Annotated in this window: 19 protein-coding genes; 12 read left to right on the top strand and 7 right to left on the bottom strand. The window is 73.4% G+C overall.

The features are described 5' to 3' along the window. Positions 1-27: 27 nt before the first annotated feature. The 3 genes from ACPT94_RS20590 to ACPT94_RS20580 are packed head-to-tail and all read right to left on the bottom strand — an operon-like array spanning position 28 to position 3,749. A complete protein-coding gene (locus ACPT94_RS20590; RefSeq protein WP_425246487.1) occupies positions 28-1,098 on the bottom strand; it encodes a maleylacetate reductase in 1,071 nt (356 codons plus the stop codon). Next, positions 1,095-1,964, bottom strand: a complete 870-nt coding sequence (locus ACPT94_RS20585; protein ID WP_360337240.1) for an intradiol ring-cleavage dioxygenase — start codon at positions 1,962-1,964, stop codon at positions 1,095-1,097. The genes ACPT94_RS20590 and ACPT94_RS20585 overlap by 4 nt, the downstream gene beginning before the upstream one ends. Positions 1,965-1,982: 18 nt before the next feature. Then, positions 1,983-3,749 (bottom strand): FAD-dependent oxidoreductase, encoded by a 1,767-nt coding sequence (locus ACPT94_RS20580; protein WP_425246486.1) that lies wholly within the window; start codon positions 3,747-3,749, stop codon positions 1,983-1,985. Between the two features lie 178 nt (positions 3,750-3,927). On the opposite strand from ACPT94_RS20580, the gene ACPT94_RS20575 reads away from it, so the two are divergent. Next, positions 3,928-5,691 (top strand): helix-turn-helix domain-containing protein, encoded by a 1,764-nt coding sequence (locus ACPT94_RS20575; RefSeq protein WP_425246485.1) that lies wholly within the window; start codon positions 3,928-3,930, stop codon positions 5,689-5,691. A 66-nt stretch (positions 5,692-5,757) separates the two neighbouring features. Here the strand turns inward: ACPT94_RS20575 and ACPT94_RS20570 are convergent, their stop codons facing one another. Beyond that, positions 5,758-6,546, bottom strand: a complete 789-nt coding sequence (locus ACPT94_RS20570) for a sugar isomerase domain-containing protein (protein WP_360337246.1) — start codon at positions 6,544-6,546, stop codon at positions 5,758-5,760. A gap of 171 nt (positions 6,547-6,717) precedes the next feature. On the opposite strand from ACPT94_RS20570, the gene ACPT94_RS20565 reads away from it, so the two are divergent. The 6 genes from ACPT94_RS20565 (at position 6,718) to ACPT94_RS20540 (ending at position 16,223) form a co-directional block, all read left to right on the top strand. Next, a complete protein-coding gene (locus ACPT94_RS20565; RefSeq protein WP_360337248.1) occupies positions 6,718-7,602 on the top strand; it encodes a MurR/RpiR family transcriptional regulator in 885 nt (294 codons plus the stop codon). A gap of 106 nt (positions 7,603-7,708) precedes the next feature. Next, positions 7,709-11,980, top strand: coding sequence for a glycoside hydrolase family 38 N-terminal domain-containing protein (locus ACPT94_RS20560; protein WP_425246484.1), 4,272 nt, complete (start codon positions 7,709-7,711; stop codon positions 11,978-11,980). Positions 11,981-12,156: 176 nt separating this feature from the next. Then, a complete protein-coding gene (locus ACPT94_RS20555) occupies positions 12,157-12,819 on the top strand; it encodes a peptidyl-prolyl cis-trans isomerase (protein ID WP_425246540.1) in 663 nt (220 codons plus the stop codon). Positions 12,820-12,955: 136 nt separating this feature from the next. Then, complete coding sequence (locus ACPT94_RS20550) at positions 12,956-14,326, top strand: extracellular solute-binding protein (protein WP_425246483.1); 1,371 nt, start codon at positions 12,956-12,958, stop codon at positions 14,324-14,326. Beyond that, positions 14,326-15,348 carry a carbohydrate ABC transporter permease gene (locus ACPT94_RS20545; RefSeq protein WP_360337256.1) on the top strand — a complete coding sequence of 341 codons (1,023 nt, stop codon included), beginning with the start codon at positions 14,326-14,328 and terminating at the stop codon, positions 15,346-15,348. The genes ACPT94_RS20550 and ACPT94_RS20545 overlap by 1 nt, the downstream gene beginning before the upstream one ends. Further along, positions 15,345-16,223 carry a carbohydrate ABC transporter permease gene (locus ACPT94_RS20540; RefSeq protein ID WP_360337258.1) on the top strand — a complete coding sequence of 293 codons (879 nt, stop codon included), beginning with the start codon at positions 15,345-15,347 and terminating at the stop codon, positions 16,221-16,223. The genes ACPT94_RS20545 and ACPT94_RS20540 overlap by 4 nt, the downstream gene beginning before the upstream one ends. Here the strand turns inward: ACPT94_RS20540 and ACPT94_RS20535 are convergent. Together ACPT94_RS20535 and ACPT94_RS20530 are read right to left on the bottom strand one after the other, a co-directional pair. Beyond that, complete coding sequence (locus tag ACPT94_RS20535; RefSeq protein ID WP_360337334.1) at positions 16,187-18,397, bottom strand: glycoside hydrolase family 3 N-terminal domain-containing protein; 2,211 nt, start codon at positions 18,395-18,397, stop codon at positions 16,187-16,189. The two genes, ACPT94_RS20540 and ACPT94_RS20535, sit on opposite strands and share 37 nt — an antisense overlap. A 153-nt stretch (positions 18,398-18,550) precedes the next feature. Beyond that, positions 18,551-19,582, bottom strand: coding sequence for a BadF/BadG/BcrA/BcrD ATPase family protein (locus ACPT94_RS20530; protein WP_360337260.1), 1,032 nt, complete (start codon positions 19,580-19,582; stop codon positions 18,551-18,553). Between the two features lie 8 nt (positions 19,583-19,590). Here ACPT94_RS20530 and ACPT94_RS20525 point away from each other — a divergent pair, with 8 nt between their 5' ends. Continuing rightward, complete coding sequence (locus tag ACPT94_RS20525; RefSeq protein WP_425246482.1) at positions 19,591-20,904, top strand: glycoside hydrolase 5 family protein; 1,314 nt, start codon at positions 19,591-19,593, stop codon at positions 20,902-20,904. 19 nt (positions 20,905-20,923) lie between these two features. Here ACPT94_RS20525 and ACPT94_RS20520 read toward each other — a convergent pair whose 3' ends face one another. After that, positions 20,924-22,417 (bottom strand): glycoside hydrolase family 3 N-terminal domain-containing protein, encoded by a 1,494-nt coding sequence (locus ACPT94_RS20520; RefSeq protein WP_425246481.1) that lies wholly within the window; start codon positions 22,415-22,417, stop codon positions 20,924-20,926. Between the two features lie 214 nt (positions 22,418-22,631). Here ACPT94_RS20520 and ACPT94_RS20515 point away from each other — a divergent pair, with 214 nt between their 5' ends. The 4 genes from ACPT94_RS20515 (at position 22,632) to ACPT94_RS20500 (ending at position 26,235) form a co-directional block, all read left to right on the top strand. Then, complete coding sequence (locus ACPT94_RS20515) at positions 22,632-23,255, top strand: hypothetical protein (RefSeq protein WP_360337266.1); 624 nt, start codon at positions 22,632-22,634, stop codon at positions 23,253-23,255. A 111-nt stretch (positions 23,256-23,366) separates the two neighbouring features. After that, entirely contained in the window at positions 23,367-23,591 is a 225-nt protein-coding gene (locus tag ACPT94_RS20510; protein WP_360337336.1) for a ferredoxin, read from the top strand. Then, positions 23,581-24,972 carry an NAD(P)/FAD-dependent oxidoreductase gene (locus ACPT94_RS20505; RefSeq protein ID WP_360337268.1) on the top strand — a complete coding sequence of 464 codons (1,392 nt, stop codon included), beginning with the start codon at positions 23,581-23,583 and terminating at the stop codon, positions 24,970-24,972. The genes ACPT94_RS20510 and ACPT94_RS20505 overlap by 11 nt, the downstream gene beginning before the upstream one ends. Before the next feature lie 24 nt (positions 24,973-24,996). Further along, positions 24,997-26,235: a cytochrome P450 gene (locus ACPT94_RS20500; RefSeq protein ID WP_360337270.1), complete on the top strand. Its 1,239-nt coding sequence runs from the start codon at positions 24,997-24,999 to the stop codon at positions 26,233-26,235. The last annotated feature ends 47 nt before the right edge of the window (positions 26,236-26,282 follow it).

The following is a 26,282-nucleotide window of genomic DNA, read 5'->3' as shown; positions in this document are numbered from 1 at the left end:
ACATCGGTGCACGTCGGTCTGCGTCGATCAGGGCTTCGTGCGCGGCCGGTCGCCCGCGTACGCCGCTCTCAGGACGTCGAGGACGCCCGGCACGGTGACCGGCCGCGGGTTGGGGTACGTCTGGCCGGCCGCCGCCCGGGCCGCCACCGTCAAGTCGCCTTCCGTCAGGCCGAGTTCGGCGAGCGAGCGGGGTGCGCCGAGGCGGCCGGAGAGTTCCCGGAGGGCCTGCGGGGCGTCGTCGGTGTCCAGGGCCCGGGCGAGCGCCGTCATGGCCTCGGGCGCGGCGGGCGCGTTGTGGGCGAGGACGTACGGCAGGACCACGGTGTGGGTCTCGGCGTGCGGCAGGCCGAAGGTGCCGCCGAGGACGTGGCACAGCTTGTGGTGCAGGCCCATGGTGGTCGCGCCGAGGGCGGCACCGCAGAGCCAGGCTCCGTAGAGGGCACGGCCGCGGGCGTCCGAGTCCGCGGGGTCGGCCGCCACCCGGGGCAGGGCGCCCGTCATGGCCCGTACGCCCTCCTCGGCCATCAGCGACACCAGCGGCGAGCCGTCCGGCGCGTACAGGGCCTCGGCCGCGTGCGCCACGGCGTTGACGCCGCTGGTCACGGAGAGGGCCACCGGCAGCGTCAGGGTGAGTTCGGGGTCGTAGACGACGCTGCGGGGCAGTACCGACGGGTCGCGGCCGGTGCGCTTGGCGCCGTGCTCCGTCAGGCCCCAGACGGGGGTCATCTCGGAGCCGGAGTACGTCGACGGCACGGCGACCAGCGGCAGGCCGGTGCGCAGCGCGATCACCTTGCCGAGACCGATCGCGGAGCCGCCGCCGACGGCCACGCAGCCGTCGGCGCCGGCGGCGCGCGCCACCTCCACGGCACGGTCGGCGACCTCCGCGGGCACGTGCATGCGGGCCTCGGTGTGCAGCCCGGCGCACGCGTCGCCGAGCGCTTCCGCGACGGCCCGGGCCGTCCCCGCGCCCCGCGGCCCGCTGACCACCAACAGCCGTCGCAGTCCCAGTCGTTGGGCCTCGTCCGGGGTCGCGGTCACGGCGGCGCCGGGCCGCAGGACGACCCGCATGGGCTGAGCCTCGTAGGCGAACCCCTTCATGACCGGGCCGGCTCGAGTACGAGGTCGAAGCGCGCGTGCCGGAAGGGGTTCGGGATGCCGAACTCCCGCGCCAGGGCTGGATCGTCGGTCTCGGTGAAGTCCTGGACGAGGCTCTCCTTGACGGCGAACACGGCGTCCGAGTCGAGGTGGTCGCCGCCGGCCACGAAGATGTGCGTGGTGACCGGGGCATGGCCTTCGGCCGAGGCGATGAAGTGGATGTGGGCCGGGCGGTAGGGGTGCCGGCCCGTCGCCCGCAGGAGGTCCCCGACGGGTCCGTCCGTGGGGATCGGGTACGGGCTCGGCACGCAGGTGCGGAACCAGAAACGGCCCTCGGCGTCCGCCGTGAACAGCCCTCGTCCGTTGCCCGGCGGCTGGACCTGCGGCTGCTGGACGTCGTAGTAGCCCTCGGCGTTCGCCTGCCAGACGTCGAGGACCGCGCCAGGCAGCGGGATTCCGTCCCGGGAGAGCACGCGCCCGCTGACCACGCACGGCTCGCCGCCGCCGACCAGGTCGATGTCCGCGCCGAGTGCGCGGACCGGGGACTCGGTCATGTGGAAGGGGCCGAGCACGGTCGACTCCGTCACGTCCCCGCGGCCGTCGCTGTTGATCGTCTCGACGAGCATCGAGACACCGAGCACGTCCGACAGGAGGACGAACTCCTGCCGGGTGTCGGTGCAGGTCTGCCCGGTCGCCGTCAGGAAGTCGATCGCCTGCTCCCACTCCGCCATGGTCGGCCCGGTCTCGCGGACGAAGGCGTGCAGATGGCGGGTGAGGGAGGCGAGCAGTTCACGCAGCCGGGGGTCGGAGGCACCCTTGAGGCTGTCGACGACGGCGTCGGTGAGGTGAGTGGTGAATTCGCTGGTCATGTCCGGGTGTCCTTCCGGTCAGGCATGCCCGAGGATCCGCCGCACCGCCTCGGTCAGCAACCGCTCGGCCTCCTCGCCGGAAACGGCCGCCGTCGCGTGCCGGAAGGCGACGTATCCGTCCGGCCGTACGAGGAGCGCTCCCCCGTCGGCCACCTCGCTGAGCCTCGCCCAGTCCCCGTACGGGTCCTCGTACTGCTGACCGGGTCCGATGACGACGCCGGCGATCTCCAGGTCCTGGGCCTCGGCCGCCCGCAGCCAGTGCGCGCCGCCGATGCCGGTGATCAGGGTGAAGCGGCCCTGTCCGACGGTGTCGAGCGTGGACAGGGTGCGGGTGCCGGAGGTGATCCAGGCGTGCGGGAGCTTGGCGCCGGGGCGGGAGGTGGGCTGGTGGTACAGCTCGGGGTCGCGGTCGAAGCCGGGGTCGGGGGTGCCGTCGGGGACGACCGCAGTGGAGCTTTCGGCGGAGTAGCGCTGGTTGAGGTCGACGCCATGCGCGTTGAACTCGTACACCTTGAACGCGATCGCCTCGCGCAGCCTCGCCCGCTGCTTCTCGGCCGCCTCGGTGTCGTCCTTGCGGGCGGCGATGTTGGCCCACAGCTGCTCGGGCGTCTGCGGGGAGAGCCCGTCGAGCGCCTCGAAGATCGGGGCGGTCTCGCCGATGGACTTGTTGGCGCGGGTGACGATCTGCCTGCCGACCGGGGCGCGCTCGGCGGTGTAGGAGTCCAGCAGCTTCGGGGAGGCCGTGCCGTCGAGGACGAGCTTGAGCTTCCAGGCCAGGTTGTAGGAGTCCTGGATGGAGGTGTTGGAGCCGAGGCCGTTGGACGGCGGGTGGCGGTGCGTGGCGTCGCCGGCGCAGAAGACGCGGCCGTTGGAGTAGGTCTCCGCGTACATCTCGTTGACGGTCCAGGCCGAGGACGACCTGACGGTCACCGGGATCTCGTCGTCGCCGATCAGCTTGCGGACGACGGACTCGGCGTACTCGGTGGTCAGGTCGGGTGCGCCCGCGGTGACGTCGTACCCCCAGACGATCAGCCACTCGTCCCAGGGCCGCACGCAGCGCACCAGGCCCGCGCCGATGCCGCCGACGGTGGCGCCCGGGGCGAGCACCCAGTACAGGGTGGACGGCCGGTGGGCGGTGTACTTCGACAGGTCCGCGTCGAAGACGATGTTGATGCTGCCGGCCACCCCCATCTGGCCGCCCATCGGCAGCCCGGCGTCCTCGGCGACCTGTGAGCGGCCGCCGTCGGCGCCGACGAGGTACTTGGCGCGGATGGTGTACTCGTCGCCGCGCAGCCGGTCCTCGACGGTGACCGTCACCCCGTCCGCGTCCTGGACGAAGGACTTGTAGACGGTGCTGAAGCGCAGCTGTGTGCCGCGTGCGACCGCCGCGTCGACGAGCACGGGTTCCATGAGGTGCTGGGGCATGTCGCACATGCGGGTGGGGCTGGCGAGTTCGTGCGCGGCCTGGACGAGCGGGTCGTTGCCCCAGGAGCGGACCCTGCCGAGCTCCTCGCCGGCGAGGCTGGTGCAGAAGGTCGTGTCGCCCATCAGGTGCTGGGGTGTGGCCTTCGCGACGACCTCCTGCTCCACGCCGAGGTCGCGCAGCACCTCCATGGTGCGCTGGTTGGTGATGTGGGCCCGGGGGGTGTCGGCGAGGCTCGCGTAGCGGGTGACGACGATGTTCGGTACGCCGTAGGTGCTGAGGGCGAGCGCGGCGGAGGCGCCCGCGGGGCCACTGCCCACGATCAGTACGTCGGTCACGACATCGGGCTCGACGGTGTGCACGGGGGAACGCTCCAGGGATGAGAACGGGCGCCGACTGTTCAAGATCATGTAGGCGGTTCCGGGAGCGCGGGTGTCTCAATAAGAGACAGTGCGCGAAGAGGGGACCGTGCGTCGGGCGCGCCGCACGGGGAGGCGGGTGGTTGCGTGTTCAACGGCCCCCGGTAGGGTGACCGGTGCCGTGACCACCGCAGAGCGCCCCTCCGTCCGCCCTCCGCTCGCCGCACTGCGCAGGGCTCGCGAGCTGTTCCTGCAGGGGCGGCCGCTGCCGGACGGGATACCGGAAGACGTCGTCGCCGGCTGGAAGCGTGCCCGGTTCTTCGGTGTCCGGCACGACGTGCGGGACCCGGCGCCCGACGCCCGCCCGCCTTCCGCACCGCCGGACGGCTCCCCCCTGTCGGCCGCGGCCCGGCCCGTGCTCGAACGCATCGCCGCGGCCCTGGACACCGGGCAGACGGCGCTCCTGCTCACCGACGAGCGGCTGCGGGTCCTGTGGTTCACCGGATGCGTGCCGGATCACCCCCGCTCCGACCTCTCCGAGCACCTGGTCGGCCACAACAGCGCCGCCCTCGCCCGGCACACCGGCCGCCGCGCCGAGGTGCACGGCCCCGAGCACTTCCTCGACTCGTGGCAGGACCTCTCGGCGGTCAGCGTGCCGATACGGGCGCCGGAGACCGGACAGACGCTGGGCACGGTGACCGTGACCTCCCGGCTGTGCGCCGAGTGCGCACCGCATCCGGGTGCCCCGCTCGCCGAGGCCGCGGCGATGGCCGTCGAGGCGGAACTCCTCGCACGGTCACGAGCGGCGGAACGGGTCCTGCTGGACGCGTATCTACGGGCCGCGGGAGAGCGGGGACGCGCGGTGGTCGCCCTCGACGGACGCAACCGGCTCGTCAGCGAGGCGGCGGGACAGCTGCTGTCGCCGGAGGGGCTGGAGGCACTGGAGCGGAGCGCCCTTGCCCTGCTGCGGGGCCCGGCAGCCGGCCCCGCCGACGGGCCCGAAGCGGCGGCCGGTCCGGCGCCCGCGGCCTCGCACCGCGTCCGGCTCCCGGACGGCACGGGGTGTACCGCGACCGTCACCCCTGTCTCCCGTCGGGGCTCGGTGGTCGGCGCGGTCGCCGTGCTGGAGCAGGCGGGGCAGGCGGCCGTGACGCCGGCCGCGCGGGCCGACGTCGCACTGGCCGGTCGATCGGTGCCCTGGCGTCACGCGGTCGCCCGTGCGAGGGAGTTGGCCCGGTCGTGCGAGCCCCTGCTGCTGGTCGGCGAGCGCGGCACCGGGAAGACCTCACTCGCGCGCGAACTGGTGGCCGGTTCCCTCATTCTGGACGCGGCGGAAGGTCAACCTCCCGTCGACTTCGGCGCGTTGACCGACGGTCACCCGCTCCTCATCCGCCATGTCGAGCGTCTCGCGCAGCCCGGCACCGCGGCCCTCAACTCGCTGCTCACCTCGCATCCAGGCGTCCCCCTGCTGGTCACCTACACTCCCGGGGCGCCGCCGGGCCCCTGTCTCCAGCGGCTCCTGGACACCCTGGCAGCGCGCTCGGTCACCCTTCCCGCGCTGCGCGACCGGCCGGAGGACATCAGGGAGCTGCTCACGGCCCTCGCTCCCCGGCCCTCCGCAGGACAGCCCCCGCTCACCTGGACACTGGACGCGCTGCGCGCTCTGGAGCGGTACCCGTGGCCGGGCAACGTCACCGAACTCGCCCATCTGGTACGCGCGTTGGCCGAGCGCCGTCGCACGACAGGGCCCGTACGGCGCACCGAGCTCCCGGACCCCGTGCGTGAGGGACCCGCGCCCCGGCCGCTCAGCCCGATGGAGCACGCCGAGCGCGCCGCCATCCTGGAGGCCCTGCGTCGCCACGGCGGCAACAAGGCCCGCACGGCGGCGGCCCTGGGGATCGCCCGCGCCACGCTGTACCGGAAGCTGCGGGGCTACCGGGGCTGAGGACATCTCCCCGACGCCCGTCCGCCGGCGACTCCGCTCCTCCGTACCCGCGTGGCCCGCGGGCGTTCAGCCCGCGGTGCGCCGGATGCGTCCGGCGTACCGCTTCTCCAGTTCGAGGTTGCTCTCGAAGCCGCCGGGCACGTTGGCGGAGACGTAGACCGGAGGGCGGTCGCCGGAGGCGAGGAGCTGGGCGGCCGTCTCGGCGACCGTCATCTGCACCAGCAGGACGCCGGTCAGCGTGGACAGGGCGCAGACCGCGCCGCCGCCGGGGAGTTCGAGCAGGGCGTCGCCGCGCGGGGCCGCGTTGTCGAGGACGACGTCGGCGAGGTCGGCGAGCTTCTTGCCGCTGGGGTGGGCGGCCGGCACGGACCTGGTGTGGGTGAGGGAGGTGATGGCGAGGAGCCGATGGCCGCGGTCCTTGGCGTGCAGGGCCATCTCGACGACGACGTTGTTGACGCCGGAGTTGGAGATGACGACGAAGAGGTCCTGGGGGCGGGGGGCGGCGAGCTCGTAGAGGCGGCCGGCGATGCCGGGCTCGCGTTCGAGCAGCGGGTCGTCGAGGGCGCTGGGGTGGTCGCCGCCGTAGAGGACGAGGTCGGCCATCTGGAGGCGGTTGGTGGGCACCAGTCCGCCCGCGCGGCCGGCGAGTTCGAGGACGAGGGCCTGGGAGTGGCCGGTGCCGAAGGCCTGCACGACGCCGTCCTGGCGCAGGCAGTCGGCGATCAGTGCGGCGGCGGCGCCGACGTCGGCGCGGGCGGACTCGGTGAGGCGGTGCAGGACGTCCAGGCTCTCGCGGACGAAGCGGTCGGCGGTCACCGGTTCGGTCTGGGACTCGTTGGCGGATTCGACGGACACCTGGGACTCCCCACTGGTGGATTGAACCACCCCATACACGGCCATCGGTGAATCACTGAATCACACGGTCGGCGTCATGGGCAATGGGCCCAGTTCACCCGGCGATCGGGGAGAGGATTCCGGTCCTGGTATTCAGCGTCCCCGTCAGCGGGTGGCTGTTACCTTCTTTGCATGCCCTCGACCGATGTCACCACACTGATCCGCACCGAGCTGCCCCGGCTGGCCGGCTCCCTGCGCAAGGTCGGCGAGCTGATCCTGGAGGATCCGGCCGCCGTCACCCACTGCTCGGCCGCGGAACTGGGCCGCCGCACCGGTACCTCGCAGGCCACCGTCACCCGGTTCTGCCGGGCCATCGGTCTCGACTCCTACCAGCACCTGCTGATCGAGCTGGCCCACGAGCGCGGCCGGGGCGAGTCCTCGGAGTGGGGCAGCGCCGAGATCGGCCCGGACATCTCCCCCGACGACAGCCTGGAGCGGGTCGTCCAGGTCGTCGGCACGGCCGATCTGCGGGCCGTGCAGCAGACCATCGACCGGATCGACCTGGACGCGATCGAGCGCTCGGCCCAGGCGGTGGCCCGCGCCCGGCGCATCGACGTCTACGGCGTCGGCGGCAGCGGCGCGGTCGCCCAGGAGACGGAGACCCGGCTGTTCCGCATCGGCTGCGCGGTGCGCGGCTGGACCGAGGTGCACGCGGCCACCACCTCCGCCGCCCTGCTCACCCCGGCGGACGTCGCCATCGGCATCTCGCACTCCGGGGCCACCCGGGAGACCATCGAGCCCTTCGAACTGGCCAAGGAGCGGGGCGCGACCACCGTGGCGCTCACCTCCGACCCGCGCTCGCCGCTCGCCAAGGCCGCCGACATCCGGCTCATCTCGTCGTCCTCGGAGACCAGCTTCCGCACCGGCAGCATCGGCGGCCGGCACTCCGTGCTCGTCCTCATCGACTGCCTGTACGTCCGGGTCGCCCAGCTCTCCTACCAGCGCGCGAGCGCCTCCCTCGCGCTGACCGACCACATCACCCCGCAGCACGCCGTGAAGTCCCGGCGGAGCCGCTGAGCCAACCAGGGATGCATGGATGAATCAACCAAGATGACTGAAGATGGTTGATTGAATCATCCCGCGCTGCCAGGATGGGGCCCCGCCGAGCCCTCGTAGGAGCCCCATGCGCGTCATCTCTGTCGAGTCGACCGAGCTCTTCACCGGCACGGAGGACCAGCCGCGCCAGGTGGTCGCCGTCGACGTCGAGCACGCCCCCGGCCGGCCGGTCCACCTGAGCGTGACGGGCCCGGGTGTCCGCAGCGTCGGGACGACCGTCGTCACCGCCGGCGAGGACGGCACCGCGCACGCCGAGATCCCCGTGGCCGCCGACGGCCTCGCCCCCGGCGACCGCCGGCCGGTCACCGTCACCGCCGAGGACGCGGGCGCGGGCCGACTGGTCCGCCACGCCGCCGAGTTCACCGCCGCCGAACCCGGCTGGACCATGTTCATGGTCAGCCACTTCCACTACGACCCCGTCTGGTGGAACACCCAGGCCGCCTACACCGAGACCTGGGACGTCGCCGACGCCCCGGACGTCACCGGGCTGCCCGCCCGCACCTTCGACTCACGCGGCCAGAGCGGGATGAGCCTGGTCCGGGCCCACTGCGACCTGGCCCGGCGCGACCCGGCGTACACCTTCGTCCTCGCCGAGGTCGACTACCTCAAGCCCTACTGGGACGCCTTCCCCGAGGAGCGGGCGTTCCTGCGCCAGCTGATCCGCACCGGCCGGGTCGAGATCATGGGCGGCACCTACAACGAGCCCAACACCAACCTCACCGGCGCCGAGGCGACCGTACGCAACGCGCTGTACGGCGACGGCTTCCAGCGCGGGATCGTCGGGGCCGCGCCGCAGACCGCCTGGCAACTGGACGCGTTCGGGCACGACCCGCAGTTCCCGGGGCTGATGGCGGACGCGGGGATCTCCTCCAGCTCATGGGCGCGCGGGCCGTTCCACCAGTGGGGCCCCACCCTCTCGGTCTTCGGTGAGGAACCCCGCGACCCGCGACGCATGCAGTTCCCGGCCGAGTTCGAGTGGATCGCCCCCTCCGGACGCGGGCTGCTGACCGCCTACATGGTCAACCACTACGGCGCCGGCTGGGCCATCGACAACGCACCCACGCTCCCCGAGGCGGAGGCGGCGGCGCTCAGGCTCTTCCGGGGGCTGAAGAAGGTCGCGCTCACCCGCAACGTCCTGCTGCCCGTCGGCGGCGACTACGCCCCGCCGTGCCGCTGGGTGATGGCCATCCACCGCGACTGGAACGCCCGTTACGTCTGGCCCCGGTTCGTCAGCGGCATCCCCCGGGACTTCTTCGCCGCCGTACGGGCGGAGCTGGCCGCCGAGGGCCGCCGGGCCAGTCCGCAGACCCGGGACATGAACCCCGTCTACACCGGCAAGGACGTCTCCTACATCGACACCAAGCAGGCCCAGCGGTACGGCGAGACACTGCTCGCCGACGCCGAGGCCTGGGCGACGCTCGCCTCCCTCGTCGCCGGGCACCCCTACCCGGAGGCGGCCCTCGACAAGGCCTGGCGGCAGCTGATCTACGGCGCCCACCACGACGCGATCACCGGCTCGGAGTCGGACCAGGTCTACATCGACCTGCTCACCGGCTGGCGGGAGTTGTACGACCTCGCCGGGACCGTGCACGCCGACGCGACCGACGCGCTGGCCCGCAGGGTGGTCCCGCTGCCCGGCGACGCGCCCGACCTGGTCGTCTTCAACTCCGCGACCTGGCAGCGCCGGGACGTGCTGACCGTCGCCGACCCGGGACTGGTCCCGCTGGACCTCACCGGCCTGCCGCTGCCCGCGGTGCGCGAGGACGGCGAACTGCGGGTCGTCGTACCGGACGTGCCCGGCATGGGCCTCAAGGCGCTGCCGCTCGCGGACGGCCGCGTGCCCGGCTGGACACCGGGTGAGGGCGCGACGATCCGCAACGAGTTCTACGAGGTGACGGTCGACCCCGCGCGCGGCGGCGGGGTCAGCAGCCTGCGCTCACTCGCCGAGGGCGGCCGGGAGCTGCTGCGCCCCGGGAACGTCGGCAACGAGCTGGTCGTGCAGGAGGAGTACCCGAGACATCCGCGCTTCGGTGAGGGCCCCTGGCACCTCACCCCGACCGGCACCACGGCCGCCCGGAGCCGCGACGTGGCGGCTGACATCGATGTCGAGCACTCCCCGGCCGGCTCGCGCATCACCGTCCGCGCCGACCTGGGTCTGTTCCGGTACACCCAGCGCCTCACCCTGTGGGCGGGCGTCGACCGGCTGGACGTGACGACGACCGTCGACGGCTACGACGGCGCCGACCGGCTGATCCGGGTGCGCTGGCCCTCCGACGTGCGCGGCGGACTGCCGGTGCACGAGGTCGCGGACGCGGTGATCGGGCGCGGCTTCGGATTCGTGGAGGTGGACAGCGAACGGTTCCCGTGGACGCTGGACAACCCGGCCAACACCTGGTTCGGGCTCGGCTCCACGGCCCGCGTCGCCGTCCACGACGGCACCGGCGCGCTGCTCGGACACCGGTCCATCGGCGTCGCCGAGCTGGTGTTCACCGACTGGGACACCGCCGGCGAGCTGGGCGCCCCGCTCGCGGCGGCCCTGGTGCGGGCAGGTGTCACGGCCACCTCGACGATCGCGGGCGGGCCGCGCTACGGCGACCTGGAGGTCGATTCCAACCTGCCCGACGTCCGGATCGCCGTCGGCGGCCCGGACCGCAACCCCGTGGTCGCCGAGGCCCTCGGCTGGGACCCGGCGGCCGCCCGCGAGCTGCGCCGCCAGCTGGCCGAGGCCGGCCTGGCCGCGGTGTGGGTGGCGCCGCGCGCCTCGCTGCGCGAGGAGTGGGTGCCCGGCGCCGACCTGCGCGACCTGGAGCGGCTGCCGCTGCTCGTGGTGGCGGGCGCCCGCCCCGAGGACGACGCGAAGGCCGTCGACGCGCTGGTCGCCGACCTGGAGGACGCGACCGTACGGGCCACGGCGGCCGGCGGCGGCGAGGCGCTGCCGCCGGGCGACGCCTGGGACGGCCGGGGCTTCGCGCTGCTCAACCGGGGCACGCCGGGCTGTGTGGTCACCTCGTCCGGCGACCTCTGCATGTCCCTCATGCGCTCCTGCACCGGCTGGCCCTCCGGCATCTGGGTCGATCCGCCCCGGCGCACCGCTCCGGACGGCTCCGGCTTCCAGCTGCAACGCTGGTCGCACACCTTCGAGTACGCGGTCGTCGCGGGCGAGGGTGACTGGCGCGAGCTGGGCTGGCCACGCGCCGGACACGCCTTCAACCATCCGCTCACCGCCCGGCTGCGGGAGCCCACCGGGACACCGGCCGACCTGCCGAGAACCGCGGCGCTGCTGAAGCTGGAGCCCGAGGGCCGGGTGCTGCTGGACGCGCTGAAGCCGGCCGGCTCCCCGCTGGCCCGGGGCGGAACCACACCGTCGGATCCCGTGCGCGGGGTCGTCGTACGGGCGCACGAGGTGGACGGACGGCCGGTGCGGGCACGGCTGACGGGCCCCTCGCCCTGGGCGGAGGGCACCCGGGCGGACGTGCTGGAACGGCCCGGCGAGCCCCTGGATCCCGGCACGGACGGCGCGTTGGAGCTGGACCTGACGGGCTTCGAGGTCTCCACGGTGCTGGCCCTGCCGAGGGACGGCCGGCGTGCCCAGGGGCCCGGTGTCGCCGCGTTCGAGCCGGCGCAGCCCGTGCACACCCGCTACTGGCTGCACAACTGCGGTCCGGCGCCCCGGGGGAACATGCCCGTGGCCGTCCACCTCTCGCCGAGCCCGCTCACCGTGGACGGCCCGGTCACCGCGACGGTCCGCATCTCCTCCGAGCTGACCGACGCGCCGGTGTCGGGTGCGGTGGCGCTGGAGGTGCCGCCGGGCTGGACCGCCGAGCCCGCCGAACTGCCGTACGCGCTCGGGCCGGGAGGCTTCACGCTCGCCGAGGTCACCGTCGCTCCCCCGCCGGATCCCGTGCCCGGCCGATACCGGCTCGCCGCGCAGCTGGTGTACGGCGGGCAGACGTTCGAGGACGTCGTCGCCCTGGACGTGCGCGGCGGGGCCGCGGAGGGCGGGCCGGACGGGCGGACCGGGCCCGGTCTGGTGCTGGAGCTGGACGTGGACCGGGTCGAGGTGCGCCGGGCTGAGCGGGTGCGGGTGCCGGTGGGCGTGCGCAACACGACACGGGGGCCGGTGAACGGCACGCTGTGGGCGGTGTCGTCCTGGGGCACCTGGGCCGGAGTCGGGCCGGGCTGCCAGGGGTTCACCGTGGACGCCGGGGAGAGCGCGCGGTGCCTGCTCGAAGTGGACGGCTCAGCGGTGCCGCCGGGGTCGTACTGGCTGATGGCGAAGGCCGGCTGGCACGGCTGTGTGGCCTACACGGAGGCGGTGGTGCTGGAGGTGACGGCATGAGCGGGCGCCCGGCGGGGGTGGGAGACGACGCCGTGGCACGGCACACGGCGGTGACGGGAGACGACGCCGTGGCACGGCACACGGCGGTGACGGAAGGCGGCGCCGTGGCACGGCACACGGCAGTGACGGAAGGCGGCGCCGTGGCACGGCACACGGCAGTGACAGAAGGCGGCGCCGTGGCACGGCACACGGCAGTGACAGAAGACGGCCCCGCGAGGGCGCCCGCCGCCGTGGTGGGAGGCGAGGGCGTCGCCGTGGATCGGGTGGACGCGCTGCTGGCGGCCGTTCCGGCGCGCGACCGGGAGACCCGCCCGGAGGCCCTGGCGCGCGCCGAGCGGCAGCGCAGACGGTGGGCCACGCAGGTCGTGGTCACCGACGAACTCGCCCGAAGGGCCTGCGCGGAGCGCGGTCTGGCGCCGCCGGGCGAGGCGTCTCCGGCGCGGGGGCTCGCGGTGTCCGCGACCGATGTCGCCGACCTGGGCAGCATCGTCGCCGTGGCGCTCGCCCACTCCCCGGCCGCGCGCGCCCTGCTGGCCGCGCTGGAGGCCGAACAGACGGTCCCGGAGCAGGCCGTGCGTGACTACTACGACCGCAACCGCGACCGGTTCCTCACCCGGGAGGCACTGCGGCTCGGTGCCGACCCCTACGGCGACCTGGGGCCCGCCGACGTCCTGCCGTACGCGGAGGTCCGTGACGAGATCGCGCGGGAGGTGCGGCGGGCGGTGGCCCGGCAGGCCTTCTTCGACTGGCTGGACCGCGCCCGGGTCGGCGTGGAGTACGCGCCGGGGCACGAGCACCCGGGCGACCCGTCCCACCCCGATCACGAGCACCGGCACTGAACACCCCGGCGACGACCTCGAACCGAAAAGCAACACGGCAAGCCATTGACCTCCGATGAATTCTGGTCCACCTTTTCATCAATCGGAGTCCAAGTTGGTGATTTGAACCAGCAGCTGACGGATCGCAGGAGGCACCATGCGCGCGCGAAGACTGACCGGAACCGTGGCAGGCGTCATCGCCCTCGCCCTGACCGCCGCCGGCTGCGGCCTGTCGGGGGGCTCCGACGGCGGGGACGCCACGGCCGGCGGCTGCAAGGTCGACCAGGGCAACGTCGGCTCCGGGAAGCTCACCGGGGAGGTCAAGGGAAAGATCACCTTCCAGACGACCAACCTGAAGAAAGACTTCGGCGAGTTCTTCAACGGAGTGATCAAGTCCTTCGAGAAGGCCCACCCCGGCACCTCGGTCAAGTGGATCGACGACCCCGGTGACTCGACGTTCGGCCAGCGCACCGTCGCCGACGCCCAGGCCTGCACCCTGCCCGACGTGATCAACGTGGACTCCCCCACCGCGACCGCCCTCACCAAGGCCGGCTACCTGCTCGATCTGGGGGGCAAGGACCCCGACGCCGCCAAGCCCTTCGTCCCGGCCTTCTGGAAGTCCAGCACCATGAAGGACGCCTCCGGCGCGTCGGTGCACACGGTGCTGCCCTGGTACACCGGCGGCATCCTCCTCACCTACAACACCGACCTGCTGAAGAAGGCCGGGATCGACCCGGCGAAGCCGCCGACGACCGTCTTCGGGCTGTTCGCCGACTACGAGAAGGTCGCCAAGGCGGCCAAGGGCAAGTACTACGCCACGATGGCCAACCCGGTGTGGCGGATCCCGGCCGACTGGGACCAGATGAACATCAAAACGCTGTCCGCCGACGGCAGGTCCGCCGTCTTCGCCGACGACCCGCGCACCGTCCAGTGGGTCCAGTGGATGGTGAAGCTGTACCAGGAGGGCGCCATGCCGAAGGACTCGCTGTCCTCCAACAACGACCCCTCCACGCTCTACAGCCAGGGCAAGGTCGCCTACGGTTCGACCAACCCCAGCTTCGTGCGCTTCGTCAAGCAGAACAGCCCGTCGGTCTACGCCAGGACCGGCGTCGGTCAGCAGCCGTTCGACGCGCTCGGCCACACCACGGGCGCCCCGCAGTACATCACGGTCGCCGCGACGAGCAAGAACGCCCCCACGGCGCTGGCGTTCGCCGAGTTCCTCACCAACGCCGAGAACCAGACGGCCTGGTGCAAGGACCCCAACGTGGTGATCTTCCCGACGACCACGACCTCGCTGGACGACCCGTTCTTCCAGAAGGTCAGCGGTGACGACCCGTTCTCCGAGGCCCGCAAGCTGGTCGCCGAGCAGCTCAAGACGGCCACCGCCTACCAGACCAACCTCTCCACGGCCGTGCAGAACGCCGTCGTGGGCCAGGTGCAGCTGGCCATGCAGGGCAAGAAGAGCGCCGAACAGGCGGTGAAGGACGCCCAGGCCAAGGCGAACGAGCTGCTGAAGCAGAGCAGCTGATGGCGGCGACGCACACCACGAAACCGGTGTCCGTGCCCGGCACGGAGGCTGTGCGCTCCGTGCCGGGCACGGTCCCGTCCCGCCCTCGCCGACTCGCCCGGGCCGTGCTGCCCGGCCCCGTTCCCGGCGCCAACGGGGCGGCGATGTACCGCCGTTGGTGGCTGCCCTGGCTGTGGACCGCGCCCGCGATCGGGTGCGCGGTGGTCTTCGGGGTCTTCCCGTTCCTCAACACCGTCCTGCTGTCGTTCACCGACGCCAAGCCGCTGGGCGGCGCCGCGAGCTTCGTCGGCCTCGACAACTACACGCGGATGCTGGAAGACCCGGACTTCTGGCTGGCGACCCGCAACAGCATCCTGTACGCGCTGATCGTCGTACCGCTGATGGTGCTGCTGCCGCTGCTGCTGGCCGTCCTGGTGGAGAAGAACCTGCCGGGCATCGGGTTCTTCCGGTCGGCCTTCTACACGCCGGTGCTGGCCTCCAGCGTGGTCGTGGGGCTGAGCTGGCAGTGGCTGCTGGCCGACGACGGGCTGGTCAACACCTGGCTGGAGAAGGCCCACCTGATCAGGTCGGCCATCCCCTTCCTGTCCGACTCCTGGCTGATCCTGCTGTCCGCGATGGGCCTGACCCTGTGGAAGGGACTCGGCTGGTACATGGTGTTCTACCTGGCCGCGCTCGGGAACGTGCCCAGAGAGCTGCACGAGGCGGCGGCCATGGACGGCGCCGGCGCCGCCCGCCGCTTCTGGCACATCACCGTCCCCGGCGTACGGCAGGCCATGATGCTCGTCGGCACGCTCACCGGCATCGGCTCGCTGCGGGTGTTCACCGAGATCTACATGCTCGGCAGCTCCACCGGCGGCCCCGGCGGCGCCGACCGCACCCTGCCCTTCTACATCCGGGACGTCGGCCTGGACCCCATCACCGGCAACGCCGGTTACGGCTCGGCCGTCAGCGTGGCCCTGTTCCTGCTGACGCTGGGGCTGACCCTGCTGGCGCAGCGTCTGACGAGGGAGGACGAGACATGACGACCGCCGTCGAGAAGCGCCGGCGCCTGATGCCGCGCTGGCGGGACTACGGCCGCCCCCGCGAACTGGTCGTCCGCTATCTGCTGCTGTTCCTCGTGCTCGGTCTCACCGTCGGGCCGCTGCTCTGGCAGCTTCTGGCCTCCCTGAAGAGCACCGGTGAGGACGTCTTCGGCGCGAACGCCTCCCTGCTGCCCCACCACCCGACCCTGCGGGCCTACCGGACGGTCTTCGAACAGGTGCCGGTGGCCACGTACGTCAGGAACAGCCTGATCGTGGTCGTCCTGTCGATCACCAGCCAGCTGGTGTTCTCCACCACGGCGGGCTACATGCTCTCCAAGCCCGGCTGGAAGGGCCGCAAGGCGGTCTGGGTCGTGCTGGTCGCCTCCATGATGTTCCCCTTCGAGTCGATCATGGTGTCGCTGTTCCTGAGCATCCGTGACCTGGGCCTGGTCGACAGCCTGGTCGGCGTGTGGCTGCCCGGGTTCGTCGGCGCGATCAACGTCCTCCTCATGCGCGGCGCGTTCCTCGCGGTGCCGCGCGAGATCGAGGACTCGGCCATGCTCGACGGCGCGAACGAGTGGCAGCGCTTCCGGCACCTGTATCTGCCGTCGGCGTGGGGCGCGATCATGGTGGTCGTCATCAACACCTTCATCAGCGCCTGGGACGACTTCCTCTGGCCGCTGATCGTGCTGCGCTCAGAGGACCACATGACGCTGACGCTGGGTCTGTCACGGCTGCAGAGCTCGTCGTTCGGGTACGACCAGAGAATGGTCATGGCCGGGTCGGTGATCTCCGTGATCCCGGTACTGGTGCTGTTCGTGATCACGCAGCGGTGGTTCTACAAGGGCGTGTCGGCCGGGGCCGTCAAGCTCTGATCGAACACGAGCGGTACGGCGGTGAGCGCCTCGCGGGCGGACGCCGCGACCCGGATCTCCACCGCCTGCGACGGTACGACCGTCTCCAGGTCGGCGCCGACCAGCTCGAGTTGGTCGGCGCCGAGACGTATCGCGACCGTACGGCGCTCCCCCGGGGCGAGCCACACCGCCTCGAACGCCCGCAGTTCCAGCGCGCGCGGCCAGACGGGCGTGCGCAGCCGGCGGACGTAGAGCTGGACGACGCTGCGGCCGGGCCGGGTGCCGGTGTTGGTGACGTCGACCTCGACGGTGCGCCCGGTCAGCCGGGGCGGCCCGTGGTGGAACGTCGTGTACGACAGCCCGTGCCCGAAGGAGTGGAGCGGCCCGGCGTCGCCGTCGACGTAGGAGCCGTACTCGGTGTCCTTGTGGTTGTAGTGGACGGGGAGGCGGTCCGCCGAGCGCGGGACGGAGACGGGGAGGCGGCCGGCGGGTTCGGTGAGTCCGAGGAGCACCTCGGCGATCGCCTCGCCGCCCCACGGGCCCGGATACCAGGCGGTGAGCAGCGCGGCGGCCCGGTCCGCCGCCTCCGGGACGGCGTGCGGCCGGCCCTGGACGAGGACGACCACCGTGGGCGTGCCGGAGGCCGTGACCGCGTCCAGGAGCGCGTGCTGGGCCTCCCCCAGCCGCAGCCCGGCGAGGTCGACGCCCTCACCGCAGGTCATCTCGGACACGACCGTCCGCGCGGCCCCGTTGGCGTCGAACTCCGTGTCGGGCGTACGGGCGCTGCTGCCGCCGAGGACCAGGACGGCCAGGTCGGAGGCGGCGGCTGTCGCGACCGCCTCGGGGATGCCGCTGCGATCGTCACCGGTGAGGGCCGCACCCGGGGCATGCCGGATCTCCGTGCCGGGCGGGGCGAGGCGGCGCAGGGCGTCCAGGACGTTCGTGCCCGTGCCGGGGCGCTGCGGGGCGGTGTAGTCGCCGAGTTGGTGGGCGGTGGTGGCGGCGTGCGGGCCGAGGACCGCGATCCGGCGTACGGACGGGTGGGCGGGGAGGACTCCGGCGTTGTTGTGCAGGAGGGTGACGCAGGCGCGGGCGAGCGCGGTGCTCAGCTCGCGCCCGCCCTCGGGCATCGGCGCGCGCCGCGTGTACGGGTCCTCGAAGAGGCCGAGGCGGAACTTCAGGCGCAGGACGCGGGCGACGGCGGCGTCCAGGGCCGCCTCGCTCACCAGGCCCCGCTCGACGGCCTCCTCCAGGCGGGTGAAGCCCTCGTCCCAGAGGCTGAGGTCGACCCCGGCGTCGAGGGCGAGGGCGCCGGCGGACATCGTGTCGCCGGTGATGCGGGCCAGCCGGTCCACGGCGAGCCCGTCGGCCACGACCAGGCCCTCGAAACCCCAGCGGTCGCGGAGCAGCCCAGTCAGCAAGGCCCGGTTGCCGCAGCAGGGCAGGCCGTCGACCTCGTTGTACGCGGCCATCACGGCGGCGGCCCCGGCACGGACGCCCGCGTGGGCGGCCGGGAGGTGGATCTCGTGCAGTTCGCGCGGACCGAGTTCGGACTCGGCGGAGTTGCGGCCGCCGACCGTGGCGCCCTGGCCGGCGAAGTGCTTGAGGACGACGGGGGCCTTGTCGGGGGCGAAGAGTTCGCCCGTGCCCTGCATTCCGCGGACCAGTGCCTCGGTCAGCCGGGCCGCGAGGTAGGGGTCCTCGCCGAAGCACTCCTCGGTACGGCCCCAGCGCGGGTCCCTGGCGATGTCCAGCGCGGAGACCAGGGCCACATGGCCGCCCCGGGCGCGCAGTTCGGCGGCGGCGTGGGCGGCGGCCCGCTCGTACAGGGCGGGATCCCAGGTGGCGCCGACGGCCAGGTTGACGGGGAGGACCGTGCCGTCGAGGGCCATGTGGCCGTGCGGCACCTCCTCGACGAACAGGGCGGGGATGCGCAGGCGGCTGCGTTCCAGGACATGGCGCTGGACCAGGTCGGCGAGGTCGGCGCTGTCCTCGATGCCGGGTCCGTGGGTGTGGTCGACGCCGGACCAGGCGTCGGCGCGCATCAGCCCGTAGAGGGCGCCGAGCCCCGCGAAGCGGTCGGTCTCGGCGTCCAGGGCTTCGGTGAGCTCGAAGCCCCCGTCCGGCGTGCGGCGCCAGGCGTCCCAGCCGTACATCCGCTGGTTGAGCTGGCCGGCCTTCTCGCGCGGGGTCATGCGGGAGAGGAGGTCGGCCACGCGGGTGTCGAGCGGGGCTGCCGGGTCGAGGTGGGGCGGCCGCGCGGGGACGGCGGCGGGCGCGACCGCCCGGTCCTGAGGGAGCGTCTGGTCCTGAGGGGGCACGGGTCGTCCTTGTGGGTGGGGGCGGTGTCAGCGTCCGGTGCCGTGGGCGAGGCGGGCCAGGGCCACGGCGCCCGGCGAACCGTCCGACACCGCGGTGATGGTGAGCGCGAGGTGTGCCAGGCGTTCGGTCAGGGGGGTCAGCAGGGGGCCGTCCGGGGCGAGCAGGCCTCCCGTGAGGACCAGGGGTTCACCCGGGTGCGGCGCCAGTGCCGTGACGGTCTCGGCGAGATGGCGGGCGGCCTGCCGCAGGATCTCCCCGGCGACGGCGTCCTTCTCCTCGGCGGCCCGGACGACCAGCGGCGCGTGGTCGGCCAGCCGGACCGGCGGCCGCTCCATGACGGCGGGCAGCACGTGCGCGCGGTAGGCGGTGCGCTGGTCGTCGCTCCAGGGAACGGCGTCCGTGACGCCGTAGCCCTCGGGGGGCAGGATCCTCGGCGGCAGTCCGAGTTCCCGGCCGACGGCGTGGGCGAGGATGGTGGGCGCCCCGCGGCCGTCGGTCGCCCTCAGGGCCGCCCGTACGGCCGCGCGGCCGATCCAGAAGCCGCCGCCGTCGTCGCCGAGGAGCCAGCCGTCGCCGCCGGAGGTCGCGGTCGGCACCCGTGCGGCGATCCGGGCCGCGACCGCGCCGGTGCCCGCCACCAGGACCAGGCCGTCGGTGGGGTGGCCGGGGGCCGCGGCGAACGTGGTCTCGATGTCGCTGTGGACGCCGACCGTGGCCGCGGTGATGCCCAGCCGGTCGAGCGCGGCGGACAGGGCCGTGCGGGCCCGGACCCGGCCGGGTTCGTCGGCGCCCTGGCCCTGGTGGCCGGCGCCGGCGAACCCGCCCGCCACCGCGACCACCCGCCCGCGCAGCGGTGCGGGCACGGCTTCCGCGAGGGCCTCGGTGAGGTGGTCGGCGAGCTCCGGCCCGGGCACGGTGAGCGCGTTGCCCGGCCCGGCGCCGCCCTCGCCCCGGGCGGGACCGTCGTGGAGCTCCGCCAGGACGGCACGGGTCCGGGTGCCGCCGGCGTCGAGCCCGACCACGAAAGCCGCAACGTCTTGGTTCAAATCACTATTCATTGTCTCCCATGGTGGTTGATACATTCGCCGCGGACAAGGTCCGTCTGCGGACGAGGTCCGGCCGCAGACAACGTCCGTCTCTTGAGGAGGCCGCCATCGACACGCCCGCGCTCCGCTTCGGTGTCAACTACACCCCACGCCGGGGCTGGTTCCACGCGTGGCACGACTTCGATCCCGGACTCGCCCGCGAGGACCTGGCGCAGATCGCCGGGCTGGGACTGGACCACGTCCGGGTCTTCCACCTGTGGCCCCTGCTCCAGCCCAACCGCACCCTGGTGCGCACCTCGGCCGTGGACCAGCTCGTCCGTCTGGTGGACCTGGCGGCCGAGTGCGGCCTGGACGTCCTCGTGGACGGCGTCCAGGGCCATCTGTCGAGCTTCGACTTCTACCCGGAGTGGACGCGCGGCTGGCACCACCGCAACGTGTTCACCGACCCGGAGGCGGTCGAGGCCCAGGCGGTGCTGCTGCGCACGCTGGGCCGCGCGCTGTCCGGGCACCCCGCTCTCCTCGGCCTCCAGCTCGGCAACGAGCTCAACAACCTGGTCGAGCACAACCCGGTGTCGGTGGCCGAGGTGGACCACTACCTGGACACGCTGCTGGCCGCGGCGCGGGACGGGCTGGGCGAGGGCGGCGGCCTGGTCACGCACTCGGCGTACGACGCCGCCTGGTACGGCGACGACCACCCCTTCACCCCGCAGGCCTCGGCCCGCAAGGGCGACCTGACCACCGTCCACCCCTGGGTGTTCTCCGCCGACTGCGCCCGCCGCCACGGCCCGCGCTCACCGCAGGTGCACCACCTCGCGGAGTACGGCACGGAGCTGGCGGCGGCCTACGCCACCGACCCGGACCGCCCGGTCTGGGTCCAGGAGACCGGGGCGCCCGAGCCGCACATCCCGGCGGCCGACGCGCCCGGCTTCGCCCGCGCGACGCTGCGCAACGCGGCCGGCTGCGCACGGCTGTGGGGCGTCACCTGGTGGTGCTCCCACGACGTCGACCGCTCCCTGGCCGACTTCCCGGAACTGGAGTACACCCTGGGCCTGTTCGACTCCACGGGCCGCCCCAAGCCGATCGCGGACGCCCTGTCCGCCACGGTGGCCGAACTCCGCGCCGTTCCCGCCCCGCCACCGCCCCGCACCACGGCCCTGGTCCTGGACTGCACACCGTCCACCCGCTCGGTCTCCGGCCCGGGCGGCAGGTTCTTCGACGCCTGGATGCGCCTGCGCCAGGAGGGGGTCCGCCCGGCGGTGGTCCTGGCGGAGCGGGCGCAGGACACGGCGTACCTGGCCGCGCGGGGGATCACGGAACTGATCGACGAAGGGTGATCGCGGGGGCGGAGACCCGTCAGGCCGTCCGCCCCGCCAGCACTTCCGCCACCGCGCGCAGATTGGCCCGTCCTCGCCCGTATGCGCTCAGCGCGCTGCCCGGCTCCGGCAACCCGGTGGACACCGGCAGCGCGTCCGGCCGTGCGGTCAGCAGCGCGTCCCGCAGCCGCCCCTGCCAGGGATGCAGCCCGGCGTCGCACACGGCGACGACCAGCGGCCGCCCGTCCGCGGCCCGCAGCGCCTCCCCCACGACGGCCGCGGCGTCGCCCGGCTCCCCGGCGACCGCCGTCCCCGTGGCCGTCGGGTCGACGGCACGCAACTCGGTCAGGAGGTCCTCACCGCCCCAGTTGAGGGCGGGATGCGGGCGCGGGAAGAGGTCGACGACGTGGGCGCCCGGCACAGGTTCCGGCAACGGTCCCCCGCTGCGCACGGCCCGCCGCGCCGCCGTCGGCCCGGCCTCCTCGTCCCACGCGGCCACGTCGCCCGGCCGGTACGGCACCGCGTACCGCAGCGCGAGCCGCCGTACCCGCTCCGCGGCCTCGGTCACGCGCTCCTCAGGCAGCACGCCGGCCCGCAGGGCGTCGAGCACGGCGTCGCGGCAGGCGAGGGCGACCTCCAGATCCGGTACGGCGACGATGACCTGGTCCGCCCCGGCGGCGAGCGCGAGACGCGCGCCGGCCGCCTCGCCGTAGCGGTCGGCGATGGCCTTCATCTCCAGCGCGTCGCTCACCAGGACGCCGTCGAAGCCGAGTTCGCCGCGCAGCAGCTCGGAGAGGACGCGCGGGCTGAGGGTGGCCGGCCGGTCCGGGTCGAGGGCGGGGAAGACGACATGGGCGCTCATCAGCATGGGCACGCCCGCGTCGACGGCGGCCCGGAAGGGCGCGAGGTCGAGCCGGTCGTACGGCCGCGGGTCGACGGCGAGTTCGTGGTGGCTGTCGGTGACGGTTCCGCCGTGGCCGGGGAAGTGCTTGGCGCAGGAGGCCACGCCGCGCGCCCCGGTCGCCGCGATCCAGGCGCGCAGATGCCGGGAGACCAGCTCGGGGTCGGCGCCGAAGGCGCGGGTGCGCACGATCGGGTTCTCGGACCGGCTCTGGACGTCGGCGACGGGGGCGTAGGAGGCGGTGATGCCGAGGGAGAGCAGGTGTCCGGCCAGTGCGTCCGCGCACGCGGCGGTGAGCCCGGGGTCGTCGGCGACGCCGAGCGCCCAGGAGCCGGGCGCCTCGGGGGCGCCCGCGGCCACCAGGTGGCCGATGCCGCCGCCCTCGTTGTCGATGGCGATCAGGAGGTCCGGGCGCAACGCCCGCAGGGTGCCGGTGAGTTCGCGCACCTGGTCGGCGTCGCGGACGTTGCGGGTGAACAGGATGACCCCGCCCAGTCCGCGATCGACGAGCCGCTTGAGGGGGTCGGGGACGGTCGTCGTACCGGCGAAGCCCGCGACGAGGCAGCGGTGGGCCGCCTCGTCGAGGGCTCCGGGGAGGGCCGGACCGGCGGGGCCGGGGGCGGAGTGTGTCACCTCCGGAATGCTCCGGCTCGTCGAGCCGAAAGTCAACCATTTGGTGGATGAACGATTCACATGGCCGTGGACTCGTCCGGGTCGACGGCCTCCTGCGAGAAGTCCGGCTGACGCCGACGGCGCACCGGGTCGTCCGTCGCGTGGTCCCCGGTGGCGCGAGGTCCCGGATTGCTGCTGTCTGGAGGAAAGAGGTGCGGACAGAAAGCGAGGGGCCATGGCGCGCAAGCACGAGCGCCTCGGGACACCCCGGGCCGCCGGGATCGCCGGGGTCGTCTTCGCGATCCTGCTGGCCGCGGCGATCGTCCTGGTGCGCATCGCCCTGCCCGGCGGGGCGGGCGGGGACGACGTCGCCGTCGATGCCGGGCAGCGGAGCGCCGTGCAGGCGGCGCTGGCGCTGGTCCCGTTCGCCGGGATCGCCTTCCTGTGGTTCATGGGAGCCCTGCGCGAGCAGGCCGGTGAGGGCGAGGACCGGTTCGTGTCCACCGTGTTCCTGGGCAGCGGGCTGGTCTTCGTCGCCACGCTGTTCGGCAGTGCCGCGGCGGCGGGGACCGTGCTGGACGAGAGTCAGCAGCCCTCGCCGTTCGGCCGCCACTTCGCCTACGCGCTGCTGACCACGTACGCGATGCGCATGGCGGCGGTGTTCATCTTCACCACCTCGGCCATCGGCCGCCGCCTCGGCGCCCTCCCCCGCCCGCTCGTGGTCCTCGGCTACCTCGCGGGCCTGACGCTGCTGGTGGTGGGAGCGGACCTGCCCTGGTCCGAGCTGGTCCTCCCGGCCTGGGCGCTGATCGTCAGCCTGCACATGCTGCGGGACCGGCGTCCCGCCGCCCCGGTCTGATCCGGCGGCAGCGCTCACTCCAACGGTCTCCTCCTCGTCGCCGTATCCGCTCCGGCCCCGGACGATGGTCGCGGGGGGGAGCACGGGCCACAGGAGAGGACCGATCCCTTGGTGAGGCTTGTCGTCGACCTGAACCGCTGTCAGGGATACGCGCAGTGCGCGTTCCTCGCCCCCGACGTCTTCGCCATGCACGGTGAGGAGGGGCTGCTGTACAACCCGGAGGCCGACGAGGCGCAGCGCGAGAAACTGGCCCAGGCCGCCGCGGCCTGCCCCGTCCAGGCCATCCTCGTCGACGCGGTGGACACACCGGCCGAGGCGGTGTCCGGTGAACGGTGACGGATCCCTGGAGAGGCTGAGACGCGAGGGCCGTGTCGTCGTCGTCGGCGCCTCGCTGGCGGGCCTGCGGGCCGCGGAGACCCTGCGCGACAAGGGCTTCGCCGGGTCCCTGACCATGATCGGCGACGAGCCCCACGAGCCGTACGACCGCCCTCCGCTGTCCAAACAGGTGCTGCTGGGCGTGGCCGCCGCCGACCGCACCGCACTGCCCAGGCGCCGAGCCCTCGACGCGACGTGGCGGCTCGGCGTCCCGGCCACCGGCCTGGACATGGCGGCCAGGCGGGTGCGGCTGGCCGACGGCGACGAGGTGCCGTACGACCGGCTGCTGATCGCCACCGGTGTACGGGCCCGCCCGTGGCCGCACGCGGCCGAGGCGGAACTCGACGGCGTCTTCGTGCTGCGGACCCGGGACGACGCCTCCGCTCTCGAGCGGCGGCTCGCCGAGCGCCCCAAGCGGGTCCTCGTCATCGGCGCCGGGTTCACCGGCTCGGAGATCGCCTCCGCCTGCCGCGAACGCGGCCTCGCCGTCACCGTCGCCGAGCGCGGCGCGGCCCCCCTGGTCGGCGCACTCGGCGGAGTGGTCGGCGCGGTCGCCGCCGACATCCAGCGCGAGGCCGGCGTGGACCTGCGGTGCGGGGTCATGGTGACCGCTCTGGAGGGCGACGCCTCGGGACGGGTGCGCGCCGCGCATCTGTCCGACGGCTCCGGTGTCGAGACCGACGTGGTGATCGTCTCGCTCGGCGCCACCCGCAACACCGAATGGCTCGCCGGGTCCGGACTGGGCGCCGGCCCCCGCGGCATCGCCTGCGACGCCGGCTGCCGCGCCTTCGACATCCGCGGCATCGTCACCGACGACATCTATGTCGCCGGCGATGTCGCCCGGTCCCCGCACGCCTTGTTCGGCTACCAGTTCCTGTCCCTGGAGCACTGGGGGAACGCCGTCTCCCAGGCCGAGACCGCGGCGCACAACATGCTCAGCGCGAGCTCCGACCGCCTCCCCCACATGTGGATGCCGGCCTTCTGGTCCTCGCAGTTCGGCGTGAACATCAAGTCGGTCGGTGTGCCGACGCTGGGGACGGAGATCGTCATCTCGCAGGGCTCGACGGCGGAGCGCCGGTTCGTCGGCGTCTACGGGTACCAGGGGCGGGTCATCGGCGCGGTCGCCTTCGACCATGCCCGGTGGCTGCCCTTCTACCAGGAGCTGATCGAGACCACGGCGCCGTTCCCGCCGCCGTTCCCCACGGTCGACCGGCGTCCTGAGGGCCGGCGGCCGGTGGACGCGGACTTCCCCGACCCGTCGGTCCCCACGCACGGTCCGACCGTGACCCTCAGCGGATATTCGCCGGCCGACCGCCGGATGACGTTCAAGCCCGCGCACTGACCCGGACGGCCTCGAGGACCCGCCATGACGCAATCGCTGCTGCACCAGATCCTGGACTACGCCAACCGCGCCGATCCGTACCCGATCTACGAGGAGCTGCGGAAGACGCCGGTCCACCACGAGGAGGACGGGCCGTACGTCGTCAGCACCTACTACGAGATCCGCAGCCTCCTGCACGACCCCCGCATCAGCTCCGACGCCCGCAATCTGGCCTCGACCGCCCGCGACCCGCTGGCCGAGTCCGGTCAGGAGGAGCAGACCGCCCTGCCGCCGAGCTTCCTGCGGCTCGACCCGCCGGAGCACGACCGGTTGCGACGCATGACGAACCGGCCCTTCGGCCCGCCGCACTCCCCGCACCGGGTCGACGGGATGCGCGGAGAGCTCCGCGACATCGTCGCCGGCCTCATCGACGGCATCGGCGACCCGGGCCGGATCGACCTGGTGGAGCAGTTCTCGTACCCGTTTCCGGTGACGGTGATCTGCCGGCTGCTCGGTGTGCCGCGCGGGGACGAGGCGCGCTTCCACAGCTGGGCGGACACCATCGCCGCGAGCCTGGACCCCGATCCGGACGCGGACCCCGCCGAGCGGGGCAAGGAGTCGCACGAGGCCCGTATGCAGCTGGGCATGTACCTGGCCGGCCTGATCGAGGAGCGCCGCAGGAAGCCGGGCGACGACATGCTCTCCCAGCTGGCGACGGCCAAGGGCCCGGACGGCGCGATGACCACCATGGAACTGCTCAGCACCGCGGCGCTGCTGCTGATCGCGGGGCACGAGACCACGGTCAACCTCGTCACCAACGGCATGCTGACGCTGTTGCGCAACCCCGAGGTCCTGCAGCGGCTGCGCGCCGATCCACGGCTCGCCGTGCCCATCGTCGAGGAACTGCTGCGTTTCGAGCCGCCGGTGCAACTGGTGCCGCAGCGCACCCCTCTCGCCGACATCGACATCCACGGCGTCACCATCCCGAAGGGCGCCTCCCTGTGGCTCGTTCTGGCTTCCGGCAACCGCGACCCCCAGCGTTTCGAGCATCCGGACCGCTTCGACCCGGACCGCCGGGACATCCAGCACCTGGGGCTGGGCAGCGGCATCCACAGCTGCTTCGGCGCGCCGCTCGCCCGGCTCGAAGCGCAGCTCGCCCTGTCGGAACTGGCCCGCAGGCTGGAGAACCCGCGCCTGCTGGAGGACCCGCCCCCGTACCGGCAGAACGCCGTACTGCGCGGACCGCGGCACCTGGCCATCGCCTGCGACGGGATCCGTCCCTGAGACCGGCGCCCGGCGGGAGCGGGTGGGCGGACGTGACGTTCGTTCGG

This window comes from Streptomyces aurantiaciflavus, assembly GCF_049808595.1.
Taxonomy (GTDB): domain Bacteria; phylum Actinomycetota; class Actinomycetes; order Streptomycetales; family Streptomycetaceae; genus Streptomyces.
This window is presented reverse-complemented; position numbering and strand designations above follow the sequence as displayed.